This window comes from Parvularculales bacterium (assembly GCA_036881865.1).
In the GTDB taxonomy this organism is placed as follows: Bacteria; Pseudomonadota; Alphaproteobacteria; order JAPOUT01; family JBAJNM01; genus JBAJNM01.
Genome location: JBAJNM010000014.1, coordinates 1 through 22,207 on the forward strand (window position 1 = coordinate 1; position 22,207 = coordinate 22,207).

Annotated in this window: 21 protein-coding genes and 1 pseudogene; 7 read left to right on the forward strand and 15 right to left on the reverse strand. The window is 50.2% G+C overall.

Annotated features, from left to right (window positions below; translation table 11 throughout):
* From addA to tsaE, 5 genes are all read right to left on the reverse strand, one after another.
* Positions 1 to 2,819, reverse strand: a 2,819-nt coding sequence (gene addA, locus V6Z81_04795) for a double-strand break repair helicase AddA (protein ID MEG9861806.1), incomplete at its 3' end; no start/stop codon positions are given.
* Complete coding sequence (addB, locus tag V6Z81_04800; protein ID MEG9861807.1) at positions 2,816 to 5,875, reverse strand: double-strand break repair protein AddB; 3,060 nt, start codon at positions 5,873 to 5,875, stop codon at positions 2,816 to 2,818. The genes addB and addA, both read right to left, overlap by 4 nt.
* Complete coding sequence (locus tag V6Z81_04805; GenBank protein MEG9861808.1) at positions 5,872 to 6,588, reverse strand: nucleotidyltransferase family protein; 717 nt, start codon at positions 6,586 to 6,588, stop codon at positions 5,872 to 5,874. The genes addB and V6Z81_04805 overlap by 4 nt, the downstream gene beginning before the upstream one ends.
* Positions 6,589 to 6,593: 5 nt before the next feature.
* Positions 6,594 to 7,676 carry a phosphotransferase gene (locus V6Z81_04810; GenBank protein MEG9861809.1) on the reverse strand — a complete coding sequence of 361 codons (1,083 nt, stop codon included), beginning with the start codon at positions 7,674 to 7,676 and terminating at the stop codon, positions 6,594 to 6,596.
* Positions 7,669 to 8,166 (reverse strand): tRNA (adenosine(37)-N6)-threonylcarbamoyltransferase complex ATPase subunit type 1 TsaE, encoded by a 498-nt coding sequence (tsaE, locus tag V6Z81_04815; GenBank protein MEG9861810.1) that lies wholly within the window; start codon positions 8,164 to 8,166, stop codon positions 7,669 to 7,671. The genes V6Z81_04810 and tsaE overlap by 8 nt, the downstream gene beginning before the upstream one ends.
* Before the next feature lie 47 nt (positions 8,167 to 8,213).
* On the opposite strand from tsaE, the gene V6Z81_04820 reads away from it, so the two are divergent.
* Together V6Z81_04820 and V6Z81_04825 are read left to right on the forward strand one after the other, a co-directional pair.
* On the forward strand, positions 8,214 to 9,473 hold the full coding sequence (locus V6Z81_04820) for an FAD-dependent oxidoreductase (protein ID MEG9861811.1): 1,260 nt from the start codon (positions 8,214 to 8,216) through the stop codon (positions 9,471 to 9,473).
* Positions 9,474 to 9,518: 45 nt separating this feature from the next.
* Positions 9,519 to 9,839, forward strand: coding sequence for a 2Fe-2S iron-sulfur cluster-binding protein (locus V6Z81_04825; GenBank protein ID MEG9861812.1), 321 nt, complete (start codon positions 9,519 to 9,521; stop codon positions 9,837 to 9,839).
* Between the two features lie 160 nt (positions 9,840 to 9,999).
* On the opposite strand, the gene leuC is transcribed toward V6Z81_04825, so the two are convergent.
* The 5 genes and pseudogenes from leuC to ffh form a co-directional block, all read right to left on the reverse strand.
* Complete coding sequence (leuC, locus tag V6Z81_04830) at positions 10,000 to 11,406, reverse strand: 3-isopropylmalate dehydratase large subunit (GenBank protein ID MEG9861813.1); 1,407 nt, start codon at positions 11,404 to 11,406, stop codon at positions 10,000 to 10,002.
* Between the two features lie 11 nt (positions 11,407 to 11,417).
* Positions 11,418 to 11,795 (reverse strand): 50S ribosomal protein L19, encoded by a 378-nt coding sequence (rplS, locus tag V6Z81_04835; GenBank protein MEG9861814.1) that lies wholly within the window; start codon positions 11,793 to 11,795, stop codon positions 11,418 to 11,420.
* Between the two features lie 90 nt (positions 11,796 to 11,885).
* Positions 11,886 to 12,611, reverse strand: coding sequence for a tRNA (guanosine(37)-N1)-methyltransferase TrmD (gene trmD / locus V6Z81_04840; GenBank protein MEG9861815.1), 726 nt, complete (start codon positions 12,609 to 12,611; stop codon positions 11,886 to 11,888).
* A gap of 269 nt (positions 12,612 to 12,880) precedes the next feature.
* A pseudogene (gene rpsP, locus V6Z81_04845) lies at positions 12,881 to 13,120 on the reverse strand (30S ribosomal protein S16).
* A 38-nt stretch (positions 13,121 to 13,158) separates the two neighbouring features.
* The gene (gene ffh / locus V6Z81_04850; GenBank protein MEG9861816.1) at positions 13,159 to 14,631 is read right to left on the reverse strand and encodes a signal recognition particle protein; all 1,473 of its coding nucleotides are present in this window, start codon (positions 14,629 to 14,631) and stop codon (positions 13,159 to 13,161) included.
* 206 nt (positions 14,632 to 14,837) lie between these two features.
* Between ffh and dapF the strand changes: the two genes are divergently transcribed.
* Genes dapF through V6Z81_04870 form a run of 4 tightly spaced genes read left to right on the forward strand, consistent with a single transcriptional unit; the run spans position 14,838 to position 18,590 of the window.
* Positions 14,838 to 15,734: a diaminopimelate epimerase gene (dapF, locus tag V6Z81_04855; protein ID MEG9861817.1), complete on the forward strand. Its 897-nt coding sequence runs from the start codon at positions 14,838 to 14,840 to the stop codon at positions 15,732 to 15,734.
* The gene (gene mtaB / locus V6Z81_04860) at positions 15,731 to 16,999 is read left to right on the forward strand and encodes a tRNA (N(6)-L-threonylcarbamoyladenosine(37)-C(2))-methylthiotransferase MtaB (GenBank protein ID MEG9861818.1); all 1,269 of its coding nucleotides are present in this window, start codon (positions 15,731 to 15,733) and stop codon (positions 16,997 to 16,999) included. The genes dapF and mtaB overlap by 4 nt, the downstream gene beginning before the upstream one ends.
* Entirely contained in the window at positions 16,999 to 17,931 is a 933-nt protein-coding gene (gene ftsY, locus V6Z81_04865; GenBank protein ID MEG9861819.1) for a signal recognition particle-docking protein FtsY, read from the forward strand. The genes mtaB and ftsY overlap by 1 nt, the downstream gene beginning before the upstream one ends.
* 56 nt (positions 17,932 to 17,987) lie before the next feature.
* Positions 17,988 to 18,590, forward strand: a complete 603-nt coding sequence (locus V6Z81_04870) for a septation protein A (protein MEG9861820.1) — start codon at positions 17,988 to 17,990, stop codon at positions 18,588 to 18,590.
* On the opposite strand, the gene V6Z81_04875 is transcribed toward V6Z81_04870, so the two are convergent.
* Positions 18,539 to 19,666: a DUF2332 domain-containing protein gene (locus V6Z81_04875; protein ID MEG9861821.1), complete on the reverse strand. Its 1,128-nt coding sequence runs from the start codon at positions 19,664 to 19,666 to the stop codon at positions 18,539 to 18,541. The two genes, V6Z81_04870 and V6Z81_04875, sit on opposite strands and share 52 nt — an antisense overlap.
* An 81-nt stretch (positions 19,667 to 19,747) precedes the next feature.
* Here V6Z81_04875 and V6Z81_04880 point away from each other — a divergent pair, with 81 nt between their 5' ends.
* Positions 19,748 to 20,275: a MarR family transcriptional regulator gene (locus V6Z81_04880; GenBank protein MEG9861822.1), complete on the forward strand. Its 528-nt coding sequence runs from the start codon at positions 19,748 to 19,750 to the stop codon at positions 20,273 to 20,275.
* A gap of 109 nt (positions 20,276 to 20,384) precedes the next feature.
* Here the strand turns inward: V6Z81_04880 and V6Z81_04885 are convergent, their stop codons facing one another.
* From V6Z81_04885 to V6Z81_04900, 4 genes are all read right to left on the reverse strand, one after another.
* On the reverse strand, positions 20,385 to 20,564 hold the full coding sequence (locus V6Z81_04885) for a hypothetical protein (protein ID MEG9861823.1): 180 nt from the start codon (positions 20,562 to 20,564) through the stop codon (positions 20,385 to 20,387).
* Positions 20,565 to 20,681: 117 nt separating this feature from the next.
* Positions 20,682 to 21,257, reverse strand: coding sequence for a DsbE family thiol:disulfide interchange protein (locus tag V6Z81_04890; protein MEG9861824.1), 576 nt, complete (start codon positions 21,255 to 21,257; stop codon positions 20,682 to 20,684).
* A gap of 6 nt (positions 21,258 to 21,263) precedes the next feature.
* On the reverse strand, positions 21,264 to 21,434 hold the full coding sequence (gene ccmD / locus V6Z81_04895; protein ID MEG9861825.1) for a heme exporter protein CcmD: 171 nt from the start codon (positions 21,432 to 21,434) through the stop codon (positions 21,264 to 21,266).
* On the reverse strand, positions 21,431 to 22,171 hold the full coding sequence (locus V6Z81_04900; protein ID MEG9861826.1) for a heme ABC transporter permease: 741 nt from the start codon (positions 22,169 to 22,171) through the stop codon (positions 21,431 to 21,433). The genes ccmD and V6Z81_04900 overlap by 4 nt, the downstream gene beginning before the upstream one ends.
* Positions 22,172 to 22,207 lie beyond the last annotated feature (36 nt).

The following is a 22,207-nucleotide window of genomic DNA, read 5'->3' on the forward strand; positions in this document are numbered from 1 at the left end:
GGGTTTTTATGTTTTAACAGGCTCCCAAGAACGGAGGGGGCTATAGGTTGAGCTATGGTTTCACGGGGGGCGGGGGTGTCCATCCATGGTACGCGGGGAAGAGAGGTTGTCGCATCACGAGTCGGTTGAAAATCAGAAGGTGTAGTGCTTTGTTTGCTCTCAAGACGCCAAATTGTTGCGCCATTATTATCTGTAGTTTGCCACTCTGGTTTTTCAAGAGCCTGTTGTGCCATAGCGTACCAGCTGTCTTTAGGAGGGCTGTTGGATCTCTTGTTAGTGAAGCCGCCGATATAAAGTTGATCTCTGGCGCGGGTGAGAGCTACATAAAATAACCGCCGGTATTCATCATTGCGTTTTTTTTGTCTCTCGTTTTTTAACTGTTGGATAGGTTCGCAGTTGTGCCCTCCCCACAGCAAGACAGAGTGCCATCCACTATGGGCCTCAAGAATCGGTGATTCCTGTGTGCCGTGCGGAGTATCACAGCAATCCGGTAGCATAACAATGTTAGCCTCAAGACCCTTAGCGGCATGAACGGTCATAATTCTAACCTCACCACGACCATGGTCCATATCTCGTTTTATTTCTGTAGGTGCGTTAGACATCCAATGCAAAAAGCCTTGCAATGATGAGCCGTTGCGGCTCTCATAATCAAGAGCCAGCGATAAAAACTCATCAATCGGGTCTTCTGCATCCGGACCCAAACGGGCGAGAATCTTGCGCCGTCCTCCTTGCACTGACAACACATCATTATAAAAGTCAAAGGGCGATACCATATCCGTGCGGGCCAAAAGATGCTCAAGTTCTGTTCTCACTTTAGAAAACTTATCATTGCTTGATGCCATAGTCCCAAGATTATTCCACAAAGAGCCGGGGCGATTATGAGCGATCGTGTAGAGATCATCCTCATCAAGCTCAAACAAAGGACTTTTCAAAACACACGCCAAAGTTAAGTCATCTTCGGGTAATAAGACAAAAGCCCCCAGTGTCATCAAATCCATAACCGCTATTTGGTCTGTCATTACCATGCGATCAGCGCCCGCTACAGGAATATTCTGGGTTTTGAACAGACGTAGCATTTCATCTACCAGCAAGTTTCCTGATCGTTTGCGCACCAAAATTAAAATGTCACCCGGCGTAATGGGTCGCCCCTGCGAGGGCAGTGGGGTTTTGTCGTCAAGCCAGCCTCGGACAATATTTACGATGCGGTGAGCTAGGCGGGTACGGGGATGGTCTGCCCGACCCGTGGAGTGCGGTACGAGGGTGGGATCGTCATCTGGTGTTTTATCGTGGGTTTCCGGCTCCCAGAGTTCCACACATCCGGCATCTTCTGCCCGTTGGGTTGTATGGTGAATATCAATCTCTGTACCGAGGCATCCTTTGATGCTGAAAATAGCATCTACAGCCTGCAAAACAGGAGATGTGGTGCGAAAAGAACGGTCAAGCTCAACAGAGTCAAAATCTTTGCCTGTATGGGGGACATGGCTGGAAAAAAAACAGCGCATTTTTTCAAACGCCTCCGGATCTGCTCCCTGAAAGCTGAAAATTGACTGCTTGTTGTCGCCAACGGCAAACACGGTGCGGTTTGTCTCGCGTGCGCTCTCACCAGAGAAAAACTCTTCTGTTAGTGCCTGCACAATATCCCATTGTAGGGTAGAATTATCTTGCGCCTCATCAACCAGAATATGGTCTAACCCGCCATCCAGCTTGTATAAAACCCACGCCGCCTGACGAGAAGTGCGCAACAAATCTACGGTGCGTAAAATAAGATCGTCATAATCCAGAAATCCGCGCTTGGTTTTGGCCCTCTCCCATGCACTAAGAGCGGCACGGGCAACAGTCAGTAGGGCGAGGCTATGTTCAGCAGTGAGGGCTCTGTTGTAACGTTCGTATAATAAACAAAGCCTCTCTTTTTCGGCCATAAGAGCATCATAGGTGGTGGCATTTTCGTTCCCTATCTTTTTTGTTGGAAATTTCTTCCGAGGCATACGATCTTTTGTGAGAAAAACATCCAGATAGGACTCCAGAGTTGCAGAGCGGTCAGGAGATTCAAAGAACAGGCCAAGTTCGGGTTTAATGTAGGCCGCTGCACGTAACTCTTTTTCTGCTTGCGGATAGGCCATTTCCTGCCGCACGGATTGAGACGTTATGGTGGATTCCAGATTAAGGGCACCGTAGATAGTTGCCCCTTTTTCATCCATAGTGCGCACAATATTGCGCTGGTCTATGAGGGTGTTAAACAAAGTGCTAAAATCTTGTTCATTGACCAAAGTGCCCAGAACACCCATGGCACGGCCTAAGGTTGTGTTTGCATCTTGAGTAGCACTAAGCAACACGGAGTTGCGCACGTCTTGCTTAAGAGCGTGAACCTCATGATCGCTTAACACCTGAAAATGTGCCGGAACGCCCGCCTCAAGAGGAAACCGCTTTAATATATGTTCGCAAAAGCCGTGGATGGTTTGGATTTTAAGCCCACCCGGTGTTTCCAGCACTCTGGCAAATAATTGCCGTGCATGAGCCAACGCTGATTCGTCAGGAAGCACACCGGTGAGAGTTTCGATGGTGCTTTTAAGGATATCGTCCGGCATCACAACCCATCCTCCCAACCGACGAAACAAACGTTCTTTCATCTCCGAAGCTGCAACACGGGTAAACGTAAGGCATAAAATTCGTTCGGGCAGTGCGTCTTTCAGCAGGAGCCGGACAATGCGGTCAATCAACACGTGGGTTTTGCCGGAGCCTGCATTGGCACTTACCCATACGGAAGTCTCTGGTGTGGAGGCACGACGTTGTTCTTGCGTGGGTTGGGGCACAGTGGTCATGAGGGGGAGTCCTGCTCCATACCGGCAGACCATTCCAGCACCCGCGCCAGATGGTCATAATCGCTGTGCCACAGGAATGATGAGGGGCGAATATGAGAGGCGTAAGGCATGTTCGGGTTGGTATATTTTTCCAAAAGAATGCGCAGCATTTGAAGCGTCTCATCTGCTAGATGATTAGCATCTATGGGTCTTGTACGATTACGAAGAGGATGTTCTTCCCCGGGTGTTTTCCCCCCGGACAATTTGATATAAACAAGTTCTTCGGTGGGATGGGGGGGTATATGCTCAAAAGCCCCATGCCTTGCCATGGCAGCTTCTAAGGGCAGTTGCGGCCTGAATCGGTGTATCACCTGAGAAGCACTTGGAATAGTACCGGTTTTATAATCATAAATAACTAACGCACCATTTTCCTGAATATTAATTTGGTCTGCGCGACCGTGTAAATGATAAACCTGTCCGGCGACATTTATTTCCATGTCACCTTTTGCTTCTACCGCAAGGTGCTTTGTGTTTTGGCGTCGTTGTGCTTCTCCCTCGGCGAACCATTCCATCGCTTGCACAAAGCGCGGCCACCAAAACGCATAAACACTTGAATGAGAAATCCCTGTCTCGACAAAAATCCGCTCGCCAATTCTTATGAGTTCCTCTAGAGCATTTTCCGGCAGGTGATCAGGAAAAAGGCGGCCAAACTCCTCCATCACATCATGGATGGCATTGCCCCGATGACGGGCATTAAGAGGCTCATCCAGAGGGCTAAGTGCACGCAAACGCAATACATACCGTGCATAAAGAGAGTAAGGATCGTAAATAAGGGTTTCTACCTCCGTTACGGAAATCCTTGTGGGCCGCACTGCCACCGGCGGTGTAGGCGCCGGTGGCTTAATGGGGCGAATGGGTTCGTCCGGTTGATCTAGGTAATGGGCATAATGGCTCCATGGCTTCGGTGTTTCTAGGGCGTGCTCGTGGCCCATGCCTGCCAGTAATATCTCCAAGCGCATCAACCAGCGAGATTTAACCGTTGGAGTTCCACCTTGCTTAAGAGCGCGGGTTATCACCACTTGTTTGGCGGCAGCTTTTTCAAAAAAATCGTGTGCTGCGAGTCCAATCCGGTGCTCCGGTGGGTCAAGGCCTAGTTTCTCTGCCATGGGACGGCTAATCCAAGGGTCAACATTTACGGTGGTAGGCCAAATGCCTTCATTTAATCCGCCCAAAATAACCAAATCGTGTGTTTGAAGTCGAGATTCTAAAACTCCTTGAATAGAAAGACGTGGGTGGCGATTATAAACACTTCTGACAACTTGAGGGCGTGCCAACTCCATCAACAAACGTCCATAAGCGTTTAGGGACAAGGGTGGTATATCGGTGCATTGTTCTAGCGCAACTTTAAGAAAGTGCGCGGTTGCCTGGCCGGCATCTCCGGCCCATAGTAGGGTAGTGCCTGTTTCCGTGTCGGTAGCGGCAAGCGCTTCAGCGGTACTAATATGCGCATGCAGCCACTGAGAAAAAGTAAGATTAGGTTCGTAGCGCACATTGCTCAATGGCTCAAAACAAGAGGCTAACTGGTTTATTAGTAAGGTGAGGTTTGTGTGCTCGCGTTCATTCTTGATTTTATTAAACGCCTGCCGTAAGCCATAAATACCTGTCGCCGGACGTACACCTCGTAGAATTCGGCGCTCCAAACGTCGGGTAAGGCGGCGTACGGATGCTCTCTTTATGCCAAGCCCGGCAAGGGGGTGTTTCAACAAAGACAAAAGAGCAACCGGTGCCCACTCTTCCTCCAGCAGAGCTGTAGTGTGACGCAAAAACACAAAAGGCGGACTGTTAACTAACGGATATCCTGCAGAATCATCAACTGATATGTTCCAACGGCGCAATTCGGCCCCAACCCGGCGCGCCAGCGTGCGATCAGGGGTAACAAGAGTTGCAGTACGTTGCGGTGTTTCCAGAGTTTCGCGCATCATTAAGGCAATAGCCACCGCTTCCTCGCGAGGGGTGGGGGTTTCTATCACCTCAAGACCATCAAGGGGATTACTAGGGGGTTCAGTATCTTCTGGCGGGTTATCTGCAAGTCGATTACGCCATGAGGCGGTGGCCTGCGCTGGTTTCATGGCTTCGCTTAACAAAACAACACGGCGGTGGACGCTACTCTCCGGCGATGCGGTCGGCCATGGGGCTACATCGGTTCTTGCAACGCCCATGGCTTCCAACAAACGCTTTAGGCTACATTGGGGATGGTCAGGACCGATGCTGTCCCAACTGTCATCGTCCATCATTGTGTCCAACCCAGGCAGGACAACCACGCCTTGAGGCATGAACGCGATGATCTTTAACAGGGCTGCCGTTGCAGGGAGACTGCCGGTTGATCCTGCAGCTATAACAGGATGGGGTGGCGGGTGTTGTTGCCAGTGGGTGGCTAACAATTTGAGGGTTTTAACCCGACGGGCGGCTGGATCTAACCGGTTGCGGGTGTGTAGAATCTTCGGCCATTGCTCTGTGATGATAGAAAGAAACGTCATCATCTGTCGCCAGTTTTCGGCATAATCTGAAGGAGTTAATCTTTCCAGATCTTTCAAGTTTGCTTCTTGTAAGTGGATAGAATCCAAAAACCTCCCCAATTCAAAAGCAAGGGCGGCAGCTTGAGCTGCATCCTGTGGACCTGCTTCTGAAGTGTAACTCCATTGAAGGATGAGAGTTGTCAGCAAAGACTGACGTTCCAAAGGTGCAAGCGCCGGTGGTAGTATTTCCGTTATGCCAATTTCCGCCCAAACCGTATCATCTACGCCGCTATCTGCTTCACCAAGGGCCATATCCTCCTCTCCCAAATCACCAAGGGCCCGAATAGAGGGTAACAACATAGCCCGCTTTTTGTTGGATTTAAGAAAAGCATCTGCCAAAGTGCGTACCGCACGTCGGGTAGGCAATAAAATTGTGGCATCAGAAAGAGAATGAGTATCGCTCTTTAAGCACCCCCCTAACTTTGGGTTTATCATCAGGCCGTATGCCAGATGATCAAGAAAGGGCACACCGGAAGGAATGGTAAAGACTGTAGCCGTCACAACGCCTCCATAAGATGTTCGGCACGTTTTATATCTTCGACTCGCCCTACATGGAACCATGTTCCCTCAAGGCTCGTACCGTAGAGATGTCCTCGCTTTATTGCCTTATCCCACAAGAGGTTGCAGGAAAAAGTACCAACAGGAGCACCAGCCAGCAAGGTAGGAGAGATTATTTGAACGCCTGTATAAAAAAATGGGGCGGGGGTATGGTTTGGAGGGCGGGTGAGTTTGCCTTCACTGTCCATAAAAAAATCGCCCGTACCGTCCATAAGAGGTGTATCAGCCTGTCTTACTACAAGCAGCAAGGCATCCATGGTGTGAGGGTCAAAGGAGCGCATCATACGGATGAGAGCGTTATCGTCTCCCGTCCAAAGAGAATCAGAGTTACAGGCAAAAAAGCAGCCTTCTCCCAAAAGAGGTTTCGCCTTAACAAGTGCTCCGCCAGTGTCCAGTATTTTCTCTCGCTCGTCCGATATGGTAATGGCTGGCATTTGTAGCTCGGCTAGATAAGCCTCCAGCTTATCGGCTAGATAATGAACGTTCACTACAATATTTTGAATGCCACAAGCGTGTAATCTGTCAAGCATATAATCAATCAAGGGACGTCCTGCTACCTGAACAAGAGGTTTGGGAGTTGTTTGGGTTAAAGGAGTCATGCGTTGCCCAAAACCAGCGGCTAAAACTATAGCGTGAGTGATGGAAGAGGATGACACGGGTGTTATGCGTCCTGCCTGCTTGGGTACCACGGAGTTTGTGAAAATCGGCGAGCTATAGTCTTAAGGGCGGGGTGTGCCAAATTGCGTGTTAGATAATCTGCCATGCGGGGCAAATGCTCACGATAAGCATGTTTGTTATCTCTTTTCCATAGGCGGGTGAAGACTCCCATAATGCGAATGCTCCGCTGGGCTGCCAAAACAGCATAACACGCTTGAAAGGTTTGCGGATTGAAATCTGGACGTCGGTGAGTCATGGCGGATATATATTTATCTAGTAAATGTGCCTCCAGTATCGCTGGTACATCTTGCCGTGCATCCTGAAGTAGAGAAACAAGGTCATAAGCTTCCGGTCCTAACAGCGCATCCTGATAGTCCAGAATACCAACCCGCGCAACGCCAACCTTCGCATGTTGCCACATGAGATTAGGGGAATGAAAATCTCGCAACATTAGATGATCCGGTTCATCTTTTACATAGCGTTCATAAAGAGCGCGCCACAGTTTTTGTTCTTCACGAAACAATGTTATCTCAAGCGGATTACCCAGCACTTCATGCCTGTACCAACGTGTAAATAAGGCAACCTCTGAAAGAAAAACATTTATCCCAAACAAGGGCAATCTATACAACCCACCACCGGGAACCGGTAAGGCTTCCGGCAGAGGTTGACTGTGGAGATGCACTAAAACCTCCACCGCTGCCGTAAGCAAAGCCTTGTTATCACCCCCCCAAGTAGATGCATTGAGATAGGTATTGTTACCCAAATCCTCCAGCAACAAAAACCCATGAGGCAAGTCATGCGCTAGCAAAGTAGGTGCTCCCAATCCCAAGCTATGCAAATAATCTCCAACAGCCATAAAAGGTTCGCAATCCAATGCCAGCCGTGCCTTTATGGCATAGGGTCGCAAGACTGGTCCCATGGGAGGAGAATCCATTAAGATAGCTGTCTCATGCTTACGATATAGCCGCGCATAATGGCGATGAGATGCATCATCACGCAAAGACTCTAAGTGAGCTCCTCCCCAACCAGCTTGCTCAAGAAAATCCGCCGCAATTGCCTTACGGGCAGAGACATCTGCCTCAGACATTGGCAATAACGTCCATCCAGCGCTCGCTCCCCGAAAGATAGGCCATACGTTCCATCTCCGATTGCGCATTCGGCATTGACAAAGTGATATCCAACCTATCCACAGGCAGATAAGCCCCCCAACGCTCAGGCCACTCCATCAACACCACACCCTCATCTAAGGCTTCTTCAAGGCCCAATTCAAAGACGTCCTCCAGTTTGTCCAAGCGGTAAAGATCAACATGAGATATGGGGAATTTATCCGTCTTGTAAATCTGCACGAGGGTAAATGTGGGACTAGGTACAGTGACGTCCGAAAAAAACGCGCCAATCACGCCACGAGCCAAAACCGTCTTGCCCATAGCCAAATCACCATTGAGGGCTACCAAATCGCCCGGGCGCAAGAAATCAGCCACACGACCGCCGAGCGCTCGTGTGGCGGCTTCATTCGGCAATCTCAACTGGCGGGCAGAATGGGTCAAGGATAGAGTTTCAGAGTCAGAGGTCTTCATGGTAGCCTTGCGGCTAAGACTATCACAGAGAGTGGAAAGAAACAGAAATGACAACAGGAGAGACAACAGAGGGGGCTGTGGGGTTTGTCATTGTTGGTGGTGGTCAGGCAGCGGTAGAGGCCATCGCTAGCCTGCGGGGTCAAGGTTATGAGGGGACTATTATTCTCATTGGTGATGAGCCCTATCTGCCTTATCAGCGTCCGCCGCTCTCTAAGAAATATCTTGACGGAACATTGAGTAGAGAGCGGCTTTATCTGCGTCCTGAAGAATTTTACCGGAAATCGGGTGTGATGGTGCGGTTGGGGGAGACGGTGCATGCCATAGGCCGGCAAACGCGCACGGTTGTCATGGGTGACGGAGAGCGTTTGAGATATGAAAAACTACTACTGACAACCGGTGCGCGAGCGCGGCATCTGGAAGGGGTAGGGGTTGACCTTGTGGGGGTATATTCTTTGCGTTCCATTCAGGGTGTTGATGGGTTAAGGACGCATTTTGTTGAAGGTGCACGGTTGGTTATTGTGGGGGGTGGTTATATTGGTCTTGAGGTTGCAGCCATCGGCGTGAGTATGGGGTTAGATGTAACAGTGCTGGAGGCAGCTGAGCGGGTTATGGCGCGGGTGGTAGCCCCTGAAGTATCGCGCTTTTATGAAGCGGTTCATGAAGAAAAAGGAGTTTCCATTAAGACTGGTGTGGCTTTGGCCAGAATAGAAGGCACGAATGGTTGTGTAACAAATGTAGTGGATAAGGCGGGGCGAACATATCCGGCAGATGTGGTGCTGGTGGGTGTCGGGGCATCCCCTAATGATACACTAGCTGCGGAGGCAGGTCTTGTGGTTGATGATGGCGTTGTGGTGGATCATCAGGCGCGTACGTCTGATGAGGCGATTTTTGCGGCGGGAGATTGCACGCGTTATCACAGTGTTTTGTATAACCGAGACATAAGACTGGAATCAGTGCAAAATGCTATAGAGCAAGCAAGAATAGCGGCAACGGCTATGTGTGGTGGGATGCGCGCCTATGATGAGACACCGTGGTTTTGGTCTGACCAATATGATTTGAAATTGCAGATTGCGGGATTATCAGAGGGTCATGATAAGACTGTCATGCGGGGTGAGACAGCATCACGATCTTTTGCGCTGTTTTATCTAAAGGAGGGCCGTCTTTTGGCGGTTGATGCTGTCAATCGGGCGCCAGAGTTTATGGTCTCCCGAAAGTTCATCAAAGAGAGAATGTGTTTTGACCCTAATATACTGGCAGACGAAAACATTTCCATGAAAGAGATGGCACAACGGGCATTGCAGAAATAAACTAACAACCGAACACTAAAATTAAGAAAGGTGGATAGTGTAACCATGGTAAAAATTACGTACATTGAGTACGATGGCACAAAACACACGGTTGATGTAGACGATGGTATGAGTGTGATGGAGGGTGCCGTTAATAATTCCATTCCTGGTATTGACGCTGATTGCGGTGGTGCGTGTGCGTGTGCGACCTGTATGGTTTTTGTCCCACCTGAGTGGTGGGATAGGTTGCCGGAAAAACAAGATATGGAAGAAACCATGCTGAGTTTTTGCGATCACTCTGAAGAGAACAGTCGCCTGACTTGCCAGTTGGAAGTTAGCAGTGCCTTGGATGGTCTAACGGTTTTTATGCCAAAAACACAGCATTAGAGAATAGCACTCTCAGTTGATTTAGGTCAGGTCAGACGATTTTTACGTTCATAGCATAAGGGTTCAACGAAAATATGTACTGACCTTTTTCTTGCTTTTTATGTTTGCCTTCCTCAAGCCATGTTTTTTCTCTTAACGTCTAAGACGTTCGTAAGACGGGTCAGAGAGTTTCTCTTATATCAACAAAATGACCTGCGATAGCGGCAGCAGCTGCCATCGCAGGAGAAACAAGATGAGTGCGCCCTCCGCGTCCCTGACGGCCCTCAAAATTACGGTTGGAGGTTGAAGCACACCGCTCCTCAGGCTCTAGACGATCGGCATTCATGGCTAGGCACATAGAACATCCGGGTTCCCGCCACTCAAACCCGGCTTGCGTAAAAATCTTGTCCAGCCCCTCGGCCTCCGCTTGCTCTTTGACCAACCCCGATCCGGGAACTACCATAGCATTAACGCTGGGCGCCACTTTTTTTCCTCGCGCTTGAGCGGCGGCGGCCCGTAAATCTTCAATGCGACCGTTAGTGCAGGAACCAATAAAAGCTTGGTCAATAGCAATTTGAGTTATGGGGGTTCCGGCTTTAAGGCCCATGTATGAGAGCGCGCGATTCATAGCATTGCGACGGGCGTCATCCTCAAGAGCGGTGGGGTCAGGTACACGGCCCTCAATGGAAACGACATCCTGCGGGCTTGTGCCCCACGTCACCAAAGGCGGCAGGGTGGCTGCATCAAGATGAACTTCGCGGTCAAACACAGCGCTCTCATCACTTTTTAACTGCCGCCAACTGGTCTCTGCAGCTTCCCACAAGGCACCCTTCGGTGCGCGAGGGCGGCCTTTCATATAAGCAAAGGTTTTATCATCGGGTGCAATGAACCCCGCACGTGCACCTGCTTCAATAGACATGTTGCACACCGTCATGCGCTCTTCCATACTTAAGGCCGATATAGTGTCCCCTGCATATTCAATAACATGACCCGTACCACCTGCAGCCCCAATCTCACCAATAATGGCCAAGATTAAATCTTTGGCTGTCACACCATACGGCAGAGTGCCGTTCACCGTGACGCGCATATTGGCGGCTTTTTTCTGTATTAAAGTCTGGGTGGCCAGCACATGTTCTACTTCTGATGTGCCGATGCCATGGGCTAGCGCTCCAAAAGCGCCATGGGTGGAAGTATGGCTATCACCACACACAATCACTGTTCCGGGCAGAGTAAAGCCTTGCTCTGGGCCTACAATATGAACAATACCCTGACGAACATCATCCATTGCTAGATATTCAACACCGAACTCGGTGCAATTTTTCTCTAGCGTTTCCACCTGAAGGCGGGATTCATCATCATCAATACCGTCCGCCCGATTTAGAGTGGGTATGTTGTGGTCGGCTACCGCTAGTGTTTTCTCCGGTGCGCGCACAGAGCGGCCTCCCAGACGCAATCCCTCAAAGGCTTGCGGACTTGTTACCTCGTGGACGAGATGGCGGTCTACATAGATAAGGCAAGTACCATCATCGCGGGCATCAACAACGTGGGCATCCCAGATTTTATCGTAAAGGGTGCGGGTGGTGGTCATGGCTGTTCCCGCTATGGGGTGTCGTCTCCGGACGTAGTAATGGGTGCTTTTTTCTTGCGAGTATGATCGCGTTTTTCAGCAATACGTGCTGATTTGCCACGTCGTCCCCGCAGATAATAAAGTTTAGCACGGCGCACGCGACCCCGACGCAACAGTTGGATGGATTCAATAAGCGGACTGTAAAGGGGAAAGACCCGCTCCACACCTTCTCCATAAGAAATTTTGCGCACAGTAAAACTTTCGTTCACACCGCCACCGGATCGGGCAATGCACACGCCCTCATAAGCCTGAACCCGCTCGCGGGTTCCTTCTACCACTTTTACATTGACCCGCAACGTATCTCCTGTCGCAAAATTGGGTATATCCCGTTTTGCGGCAACCGCCGCCATTTGACTTTGTTCATGTTCTACTATGCCAGTCATTGTTTTCTACCTACTCTCGACTATCTTTAGCACTCTACCACACCTTACGAAGATATGTTAAGGAGCCTTGCTGTTATCTCCATGATATTTTTTCAATAAATCCGGTCGCCGCTCACGAGTGAGGGTCTCCGCGCAGTCCCGACGCCAGCGTCGCACAGCGCTATGGTCGCCACTGGTAAGAACGGCTGGAATTTTCTGTCCCCGCCAGAAACTGGGTCGTGTGTAGTGGGGATATTCTAGCAATCCTCCCGTAAAACTTTCCTCCTCCAAAGAGGTATGGTTGCCGATGACCTCTGGCAACAAGCGTGTTACGGCCTCAATCAAGGCCAGTGTCGCCACCTCACCACCCGCTAGAACAAAATCACCTAGGCTTATCTCTTCGGTATCGTAAGATTTTAAAAACCGCTCATCCACCCCTTCAAAACGGCTACATATAAGAGTGATGCCGGATTGGTTGGCTATCTGTTGTATCCGATCTTGGGTTAGAGGGTGCCCACGCGGACTGAGGTGAATGGGTGCATAAGGTGCATCGGTTGGGTGGGTAGCTTCAAGGCAAGCTCCCAAAACATCTGCCCGCATAACCATGCCCGGACCGCCTCCTGCGGGGGGACCATCCACTGTGCGATGACGGTCTGTGGCAAAGTCGCGAATATTTGTTATTTCCAATCGCCATAAACCTTTTTTGAGGGCTTGCCCGGCAAGGCTTACCCCCAGAGAGCCGGGAAAACACTCCGGAAACAAGGTTAGAACCCGTGCTGTCCATGGCACTGATGGAGTAGTCATTGTGGTTGCATTCGTTAGGCGGGAGGTTATCCCCTTTACTCTTCTGCAGAGGCATCTTCTTGAGGTGCATTTTCCTGAGGCGCTTCTTCTTTTGCAGAGGCGTCTTCTTGGGGTGCATTTTCCTGAGACGCTTCCTCTTGTGGAACTTCTTCCGGAGGTGCCTCTTTAGCGGTGGCGATAGCCTCTGCCTTGGTGGCGGCCCTCTCTAACGTGCGGGCGTGGGGTTTACCCTTCTGGGGATTATTACGAGGCTTGCGGGTTAGAATATCAGCGGCATCCAGAAATCGGGCAACCCTATCGGTGGGTTGTGCCCCGTGAGATAACCAATACCGGACACGCTCTTCATTAAGTTGAATGCGTTGCCCGTGATCTTTCGGCAGGAGTGGATTGTAGGTTCCAAGTTTTTCAATAAACCGTCCGTCACGGGGAGCACGGACATCTGCGACTACTACTTTATAGAAGGGCCGCTTTTTGGTGCCGCCACGTGTTAGTCTAATTTTGAGACTCATGATTTATATCCTTGCTTTGCTGTTATCATGTGTGTTGTTTATTTCTTGCGTGTAGATTTTCCTGTAGGTAAGCCCGATAGGCTGGACAATCTGCCTGATAGAGAAGAGGGTAGAGGAGAGTCTCCTCTTGCTGAGGGTAAGCTCGGCATTATGCCTCCTGCGTTCGCACCGGCTCCCGCTACGGCCTCTAGATTACCGCCCTTGCGGCCCAGCTTTTTGGTCATGTCCGCCATCTGACGATGCATTTTCAAAACCCGGTTAACCTCCTGCACCGCCACCCCTGCACCTGCCGCTACGCGCCGCTTGCGACTGGCATTTAGAAGTTTGGGACTAGTGCGTTCTTTCGGTGTCATAGATTTAATAATGGCGGTTTGCCGCTTAATCAGCCCGTCATCCAGCGCCGCCGCATTGACGTTGTTTGCCTGTCGCCCCAGGGCTGGTAGCAACATACCTAGGACACTTTTAAGACCACCCATGCGACCCATCTGCTCTAACTGCTCGGCTAAATCTTCAAGGTCAAACTGGCCCTTTTTCATTTTTGCGGCGATACGTTCTGCCTTTTTGGTGTCTATCGTGCGCTCGGCTTGCTCTACCAACCCTGCAACATCGCCCATGCCCAAAATACGCCGCGCCATTCGCTCCGCATCAAAGATCTCCAGGGCGTCGGGTCTTTCTCCAACACCGAGATACCGCACCGCAACACCGGTTACATGCCCCATAGAGAGCGCTGCACCTCCACGCGCATCACCATCGGCGCGTGTTAACACAATACCTGTGAGAGGTATTCTGGAATGGAACTGTTCGGCAAGGTTTATCGCATCCTGACCGGTTAGGCTGTCCGCTACCAACAGAGTTTCACGAGGGGTACCGACCTTGTGAATGGCGGCCATCTCAGACATCAATGCTTCATCGGCATGAAGTCGCCCGGCGGTATCCAGAAGAATTACGTCATACCCCTGAAGGCGGCCTGCCGTTAGCGCACGCGAGGCAATATCTACCGGCGCTTGACCCTCTACAACAGGCAAGGTGTCAACGCCAATATTTTCTCCTAAAATCCGTAATTGTTCCATGGCAGCCGGACGATTAACATCCAGAGAAGCCATCAATACTTTGCTCTTGCCTTGCACTCCAAAACGCCAGGCAATTTTAGCTGTGGTGGTAGTTTTCCCCGATCCTTGCAGCCCTACCATCATCGCCACAACTGGAGGCGTACCGGTAAGAGCAAGCTCAGAGGGGGCGTCCCCTCCGGCACTTAAAGTGTCAATCATTACATCATGGACGACCTTGATAATCTGTTGAACAGGCGTGACTGATTTCAGGATCTCCCGTCCGGTCGACTGTTTGCTCACCTTCTCCATTAAGTCACGTACCACCGGCAAGGCTACATCGGCTTCCAGCAACGCATGGCGTATATCCCGCAAAGCTACCTTAACTGTGGCTTCATCTAATACACCGCGGCCACCAAGACGTTTAAAAACGTCAGAGAGATTTTTACTTAAAGTGTCAAACACAGCTTCCAACTCCAAATGCGCCCGCGAGCGAAACCTCGCCGACGGGCGTTGACCGCCCTGCCTCATGGGCAGGGAAGCGGGACGAGTTTTAATTGTCCCTAGAAATTAAGGAGAAATCATAAAAAGAATGCCGCTTTCTGTCAAGAATCAGACGATAAGAGCATGAGGGTGGCATTATCCCCTAAAATGGGCCTATAACCCCCTTTATGGCTGATGATTTTTCAAAAATTTCGTTCCGTAAAATGAACGGCTGTGGCAATGATTTTGTCATTGTAGACAGTCGCCGTATGGCTGGGTTTTCACCTTTCATGATGCCAATGTTCGTGCGCGATGTTGCCAACCGAGAGGCTGGCATTGGGTGTGACCAGTTCATCCTCCTTGAGGAACCTCACAAGGGCGGAGACGTCCTTATGAAAATTTACAATAGCGATGGGAATCCGGCGGAGGCTTGCGGTAATGGTATGCGCTGTGTTGCGCATCTTGAGATGCAGGAGAAAAATCGTGAGCGTCTCATTGTGGAGACTCTATGGAGCAATAGCGTTTGTGAGAAGGTCGGGCCGGAAACTGTACGTGCGGATATGGGGATACCACTTTTTAAGTGGCATGAGATTCCTCTTTCTCATGAGGTGAGCGATACATCCCGCATTGAATTTGATGACATTGAGGGTATTACCCTGCCGACAGGGTGTGCTGTGAATGCGGGTAACCCGCATATTGTTTTTTTTGTGGATGACCTGACTTTTACCACGCTTGAACTTGATCGCGTCGGCCCCTTGTTAGAGCATCACCGGTTGTTTCCCGAAGGGGTGAACGTCTCTTTCGCTCACACCAGACAAGAGGGTGGAGTTGACCTGAAAGTGTGGGAGCGGGGTGCGGGTGCCACACAGGCCTGTGGCACGGGGGCTTGTGCTACTTTGGTGGCGGGCGTCCGCCTTGGCTTGACAGAGCGCAAGGTTTGCGTCTTTTTATTCGGCGGTGCGCTGGACATTGAGTGGAGGTCAGAAAATAACCATGTTTTGATGACCGGGCCGGTTGCCTATGACTATGAAGGGCAGTTTGACTGGTACAATACAAAACGGCAGACAGGGGAAAGTGCACCATGACAGGGCAGGACAACGATGTGTCCGTCATTACCCATGGTTGCCGTCTGAACACTAGCGATTCCGACGTTGTTCGTCTTCGCGCTCAGGAAGCTGGTCTAAAGAATGCCGTCATTGTCAACACTTGTGCCGTCACTGCCGAAGCGGTGAGACAAGCACGCCAAACCCTGCGCCGCGCACGCCGGGAAAATCCAACCGCGCAAATTATAGCCACCGGATGCGCCGTCCAAATAGAACCCCAAAACTTTGCCGCTATGTCAGAGGTAGATATGGTACTCGGTAATGAAGAAAAATTATCCGCCTACTCGTATACGGCAACGGCAGATGAAAACAATCGTGTCAAAGTCGGCGATATTATGCGGCCACGGCCCATGAATGGTCACTCTCCCGCGCGCTCGCCGGACCGGACGCGGGGTGTTGTGCAGATACAAACCGGCTGTAACCATCGCTGTACGTTTTGTATTATTCCCTTTGGTCGGGGTAATGCGCGTAGTTTGGCCCCCGGGCACATCGTAGCCCAGACTCGCCGTCTGGTTGATGAAGGATGCCGGGAGATTGTTTTAACTGGCGTAGATATCACCGCCTATGGGGCTGATTTGCCCGACCGGCCCACCTTGGGTTGGATGGTCGATTACGTTTTGCACTCTGTGCCGGATTTAGCGCGGTTACGCTTGTCCTCTCTTGACCCTGCCGAGATGGATGATCATCTCTTAGGGCTTATCGCCGATGAAAAGCGGTTTATGCCTCATCTGCATTTATCTATGCAATCTGGCGATAGTTTGATTCTCAAACGTATGAAACGCCGCCATACCCGCGAACAGGCTATAGCTTTGTGTGGCCGATTACGAGATATCCGACCCGATATTGTTTTCGGCGCTGATCTCATTGCCGGGTTTCCAACCGAAACCGAAGCCATGCTTGAAAACAGCATCTCGCTCGTAGAGGAGTGCGGGCTTACCTGGCTTCATGTGTTTCCCTTCTCGCCTCGACCCGGAACTCCTGCCGCCCGTATGCCTCCCGTTGATCCCGGTCTTGTACGTGAGCGGGCGGCTCGGCTGCGTCATACTGGAAAATCTTCACGTGATGCTTTTCTTGATAAAGAAAAAGGCAACTATAGACGTGTTCTCATGGAAACCACCCATAAAGGCCGCACACCCCATTTTGTGCCGGTAATTTTGAGAAATGGTACTGCCACCCCGGGCGACATTCTCAACGTGCTTCTTGAGGACCATGAGCAAGGTGTATGTGGGGGAGTGCCCGTTTCGTGATGTCGTCGGTGAAAGAGACGTCTTTATTAGCGCGATTGCGCAAGGGGTTGAGGCATACCACTACCGGTTTGGGGCGTGCCTTGCCGGATATTGTGCGCAAGAAACATTTGGACTCTGAAACTCTGGAAGAGTTGGAAGATATTTTGATTACCACCGACATGGGAGCTAGAACTGCTGGGCGTATTGTAGGGACTTTGGCTGATGAGCGCCACGATAAAGACATAACACTGGATGAGTTACGCGCTCATCTGGCAGGCACCATTGCTCATGCCCTTGCCTTGGCAGGTAAGCCTTTGGTTGTAGTGGAGTCAGAGCACAGGCCTCACGTTATTCTTTTGGTGGGGGTGAACGGCGGCGGTAAGACTACGACTGCCGCCAAATTGTCAGCACGGCTAAAGAAAGAGGGCTTGTCGGTTCTGTTGGTAGCGGCAGATACGTTTCGGGCGGCGGCAAGTGAGCAGTTGCAAATCTGGGGACATAGGATAGATGTCCCTGTTGCGACAACAAAGCCTGGAGGAGATGCGGCTGCCTTGGCGTTTGAGTCTTTTGAACGGGCGAGGATCGAAAAAATAGACGTAGTTTTGATTGATACGGCGGGCAGATTGCATCATCGCGAAGATTTGATGGCTGAACTTACAAAAATCAGGCGGGTTATTAAACGGTTAGATGATGACGCGCCTCATGATACGTTGTTGGTTTTGGATGCTATAACAGGTCAAAATGCTATTAATCAGGCAGAAGCATTTGTGTCTGGCGCAGGAGTAAGTGGGGTGATTGTGACCAAACTGGATGGCACCGCGCGGGGCGGCATTGTACTCGCTCTTGCGGATAAATTATCTTTGCCCATCCACATGATTGGTGTGGGGGAGGGAGTTGATGACTTACAGCCATTTGATGCGGAAATGTTTGCGCAGGTGCTGGTGGGTCTATAGTAAGGTGTGTTAGCATCACTTGTTTGATGCTTGTAAGATTGTGAGAAGAGAAATTCATGAAACCTCTGCTTCGCCTTGTATTTGAGATTGGTCCGCTCGTAGTGTTTTTTTTCGCAAACGCTCAGGCGAGCGCTGTTCTGGGAACGCCGACAGACGATAATATTTTTTATGCGACCGGTGCTTTTATGGCGGCTACTGCTATCGCCTTACCTGGCGCATGGCTTGTGATGGGCCGTATGCCCGTCATGCCCATAGTGAGTGGAGGGTTCATTCTTGTTTTTGGTGGTTTGACCCTTGCTTTGCAGGATGAGTTGTTTATTAAGCTCAAACCTACCATCGTCAATGTTTTGTTTGCTGTTATTTTGTTTGGCGGGCTGGCAAGAGGTCATCCCTTGCTCAAGACCCTGATGGGCAGTTTCATACCTCTTGATGATGAGGGATGGCGGTTTCTTACTGTGCGGTGGGCGTGGTTTTTTCTATTTCTTGCAGGTGCAAACGAGATTGTCTGGCGTACTTTCTCAACGGATTTTTGGATCAGTTTTAAACTGTTCGGTATTATGCCGCTTACCTTTGCCTTTATGATTGCTCAGGCAGGGTTAATTCAGCGTCATGCCACAGCACCTCTTGGCGAGGAAAACCACCTTAAGGATGCACCATGAGGATGTGCTACGGCAAGCCGCTGAGTCTGTCTCTCCGGCCATAGAGTAAGGGTGAGTTCTGGAGGTTTGTTAAGATCTGGACCGGGATGCTCCATGCGTAACCACGCAAGAGGTGTGTTTTTGTCGGCGCGGCTCCCCGCTTCCTCAAGTGCATTCCGGATAGCATTTTGTGAGGTTTCCGGCAAGTAAGACCACATAATAGAATGATACAAAACACGTACCTTACTTGGTTTCTCAGGTGATACCATTTGGGCCACCCACGACGTAGCGTCTGCTTCTTCAACGTGAGTATCATTGGTGCGTGCTATGGATATAGCATTCCTTAAGCGCACCAGACGGTCTGGTTGATCCGGCCAGATAAAAGCTTCAAGATGCCGAACGGTCTCATCATCTGACAGGTCAACGGGTTTTACATCACAACCGTACCTCCCGGCAATGTGCAATGGTGCATCCAGCGGTGGTAGGGGGCCGTGCCAGTCAATCGGTAGAGTTAAAGGATTTGTCTCATCCCCCCACGAAACTTTCGTGCCATCTTCGTGATTTATTGAATAAAAAAACTTATCCCAGTTGAGATTTAATCCCGCACTGGCTCCAATTTCAAACAATTGCAAGGGTAGGGAATATGCCTCTGCAATTTTTAAAAAACCCCCCAGTAAAACTGCCGAACGACGCACCTCATTGGTTTGTGGAGGATGGCTCAAAAATGCCCGTACGGTTTCTTCCTGCTCTTTTATAACGTTACATACGGCAGGCCACAGAATATCAGCGTCACCGGAGTTACCTTTATAACTCCCATCAGGAGCCGTGGGATAAAAAAGGTTAAGTTCTCCACCGTGACCCGTCAAAACTAAATGATGCAACGCTCCCGAAAAGCGAAGAGGCAATGCGCCCATGACAGGATGTCCCTCCCATTCTGCCATCAAAGAGGCTGCAATACCTCCGTCTTTAATGTCACGGGCGGCGGCTTCTAACAGAACCGGCATCAGTGAAGACCCCAACGCAGCGCAATGACCGGCTTGGTCTATAAAAGACTGTGCAATATCTTCAAGTTTGTTTGGAGCGTTTGTGTTACTCATAAAATTATAATATAAAGCGTGATGGAATCATTGTTAAATACGTCTTAACAGAACGTTGATTTTTCTAAAAGTGTTACGCCCATGGATGATATGAGTGATAGAAGTAACGATACCGAACAATCGGTGTTGTCATGCGACTTTAATCTCGAAACATCTCTATGCCATCTTTTATATCGCGCTCGGCAACATGTTGAAGGGCAGTTAGCGCATTCTTTAAGTGAGTCAGGGTTAACACCTCGCCAGTTCATTGTATTGCTGTCTATCCGGAAAGAAGAGGGGTTGACTCAGTCAGACCTTGTTTCCCAGACCGGCATTGACAGTAGCACTCTGGGAGACATGATAAGCCGGTTGCTTACACGGGGTCTTGTAGTACGCCGCCGCTTGAAGCGCGATGGACGGCTAACGGCGGTACGGTTATCGGCTTCTGGGCGGCGCCTTTTGGAGAGAGCGGCCCCTGCCGCCGAAGCCGTAGAGCGCACTCTTACGGCCCATATTTCTCCTCAAAACCTTACCCAGCTTTTGGAAACCTTAAAGCGCCTGCCGGACAGTTTGTTGCAGGAAGAAGAGCAAAGTAACGCAGTTCCGTGGGAAAGACGCTTCAGCCTGTAGTCTGGGGTAGCGCTGGCCAAAGAGTTATAGAACTATGGTTTTTTTATGGGAATTGTACACTTAAGTAACAATCTATTTTACATCTATCTGAGCCAAAAAAACACCATTTCTAACGGTATTGCGCCTCGTTGAGCAGCCAGTAGGCTTTTGTATTCTTGAGGGCCTCGTTGTCCTCAGCATAGTCAAAAGGTATTTTTCCTTTTTTATCTTGCGCTCTTCCATCGGCCCCATGAGCTAGCAAGAGTTCCACCACTGCTGGTGTCTTGCTCTCAATCGCCGCCCTATGCAAGGGCGTAAAACCCTACTTGTCACGGGCCTCAATTCTCTCCCGGCAGACCCCTTATGATGTCCTCTATTTAATTGGATAAAAACAGATTGTTACTTAAGTATATAAGCCCCTCTTTAATTATGGCAGGGGGATTAGTTCGGCTTTGCGGGTGGCCCGGTCAAGAGCAGGGGTTATGAGCTGCGTTATAACGCTAGGGGTCAGGGGACCCTTGTGTCGCACAATGATACGTCCGGTACCATCTACAATAAATGTTTCGGGAATGCCATAAATACCCCAATCCAGTGCTGTATAGCCGTTGATGTCGCTACCGACGTGCGCAAAAGGATTACCCAGTTGACTCAAAAATCGGCGGGCATTGGCCGGATCATCTTTATAGTTAAGGCCTAACAGTTGAATGTCTTGCCGCTGGGCCAACTCTTTAAGCAGGGGATGTTCTGCCCGGCAGGGGGCGCACCAGGAAGCCCAGACATTAACAAGGCTTAACCGGCCTGTTTTGAGATCTGCATCAGAAAACCCCCCACGGTCAAGGCCTTCCAGAGGTGGCAAATCAAATGATGGGGCATATCGTACTGTCTCGTGGCTTGGTGAAAAAATATCCTCCTCACTAAACAAAGCTGCCAGCAAAAATCCACCTAGTAGAATAAACAAAACAAATGGCGCAAAACGCCAGAAAATAGTGCGGTTTAATAACATAGGAAGTTAGGCTTTGGGAGTGCGTTGTTGGTCAGCCTCAAGAGTCTCGAGCAGAGTTTTTTGGTGGCGTAAATCATAAACACTGGCGATGGTAAGTCCGCCTAGCACAACAGCTGAGAGAACAAACCCTCCCCACACAAAAAAGCCATAACCACCCATGGCGAGCCAGTCCATCATGGGGTGTACTCCTGTGTTGGTCGGTTGGCGTAGGTTGTTAGCAGAGTATGAAGTCGGCGCTGCATAATCTCGCTTCTCATGCGCATGATTAAAACGGAAACAAAAAAACTGGCAAAGGCCAGTGCCATAACAAGCAGAGGAATTAAAAGGCTGGAATGAATAGCGGGCCCTTCAGCGCGCAATACGCTGGCGGGTTGATGAAGGGTGTTCCACCACTCGACGGAATAGTGAATGATAGGCAGGTTAAGAACGCCTACCATGGCGAGAATGGCCGCCGCTCTGGAGGCCAATAGAGGGTTATCTATTGTACGCCACAAAGCTATATAGCCCAGATAAAGAAAAAATAACAACAACACGGAAGTCAGCCGTGCATCCCACACCCACCATGCTCCCCACATGGGCTTGCCCCACAAAGAACCGGTTGCAAGGGCGAGAAAAGTAAAACAAGCACCTATGGGGGCTGCAGCGCGGGCGGCTACATCGGCAAGGGGTCGCTTGAATACGAAAGATACGGCACTCATCATGCCTATAAACAGATAAACACCCATTGCCATCCAGGCGGAAGGCACGTGCACAAACATCAGGCGTACGGCTTCTCCTTGTTGATAATCTGGCGGAGCAACAAACAACGCCAGATAAAGCCCGGTAGTTAGGAGCACGACTGTAGCGGTTCCTACCCACGGTTGTAGAATTGTGGCGAGGGTCATAAAACGGGCCGGATTAGCATAGGCTAGCATGAGAGTCCCTTACTGGTGATAGTTTACAAATGCAAG

Coding starts and splice junctions, on each gene's coding strand:
- V6Z81_04810 (MEG9861809.1), bottom strand. CDS start 7,676: ATGTCTGAGGCAGATGTCTCTGCCCGTAAGGCAATTGCGGCGGATTTT.
- tsaE (MEG9861810.1), bottom strand. CDS start 8,166: ATGAAGACCTCTGACTCTGAAACTCTATCCTTGACCCATTCTGCCCGC.
- V6Z81_04820 (MEG9861811.1), top strand. CDS start 8,214: ATGACAACAGGAGAGACAACAGAGGGGGCTGTGGGGTTTGTCATTGTT.
- V6Z81_04825 (MEG9861812.1), top strand. CDS start 9,519: ATGGTAAAAATTACGTACATTGAGTACGATGGCACAAAACACACGGTT.
- leuC (MEG9861813.1), bottom strand. CDS start 11,406: ATGACCACCACCCGCACCCTTTACGATAAAATCTGGGATGCCCACGTT.
- rplS (MEG9861814.1), bottom strand. CDS start 11,795: ATGGCGGCGGTTGCCGCAAAACGGGATATACCCAATTTTGCGACAGGA.
- trmD (MEG9861815.1), bottom strand. CDS start 12,611: ATGACTACTCCATCAGTGCCATGGACAGCACGGGTTCTAACCTTGTTT.
- dapF (MEG9861817.1), top strand. CDS start 14,838: ATGGCTGATGATTTTTCAAAAATTTCGTTCCGTAAAATGAACGGCTGT.
- mtaB (MEG9861818.1), top strand. CDS start 15,731: ATGACAGGGCAGGACAACGATGTGTCCGTCATTACCCATGGTTGCCGT.
- ftsY (MEG9861819.1), top strand. CDS start 16,999: ATGTCGTCGGTGAAAGAGACGTCTTTATTAGCGCGATTGCGCAAGGGG.
- V6Z81_04870 (MEG9861820.1), top strand. CDS start 17,988: ATGAAACCTCTGCTTCGCCTTGTATTTGAGATTGGTCCGCTCGTAGTG.
- V6Z81_04875 (MEG9861821.1), bottom strand. CDS start 19,666: ATGAGTAACACAAACGCTCCAAACAAACTTGAAGATATTGCACAGTCT.
- V6Z81_04880 (MEG9861822.1), top strand. CDS start 19,748: ATGGATGATATGAGTGATAGAAGTAACGATACCGAACAATCGGTGTTG.
- V6Z81_04890 (MEG9861824.1), bottom strand. CDS start 21,257: ATGTTATTAAACCGCACTATTTTCTGGCGTTTTGCGCCATTTGTTTTG.
- ccmD (MEG9861825.1), bottom strand. CDS start 21,434: ATGATGGACTGGCTCGCCATGGGTGGTTATGGCTTTTTTGTGTGGGGA.
- V6Z81_04900 (MEG9861826.1), bottom strand. CDS start 22,171: ATGCTAGCCTATGCTAATCCGGCCCGTTTTATGACCCTCGCCACAATT.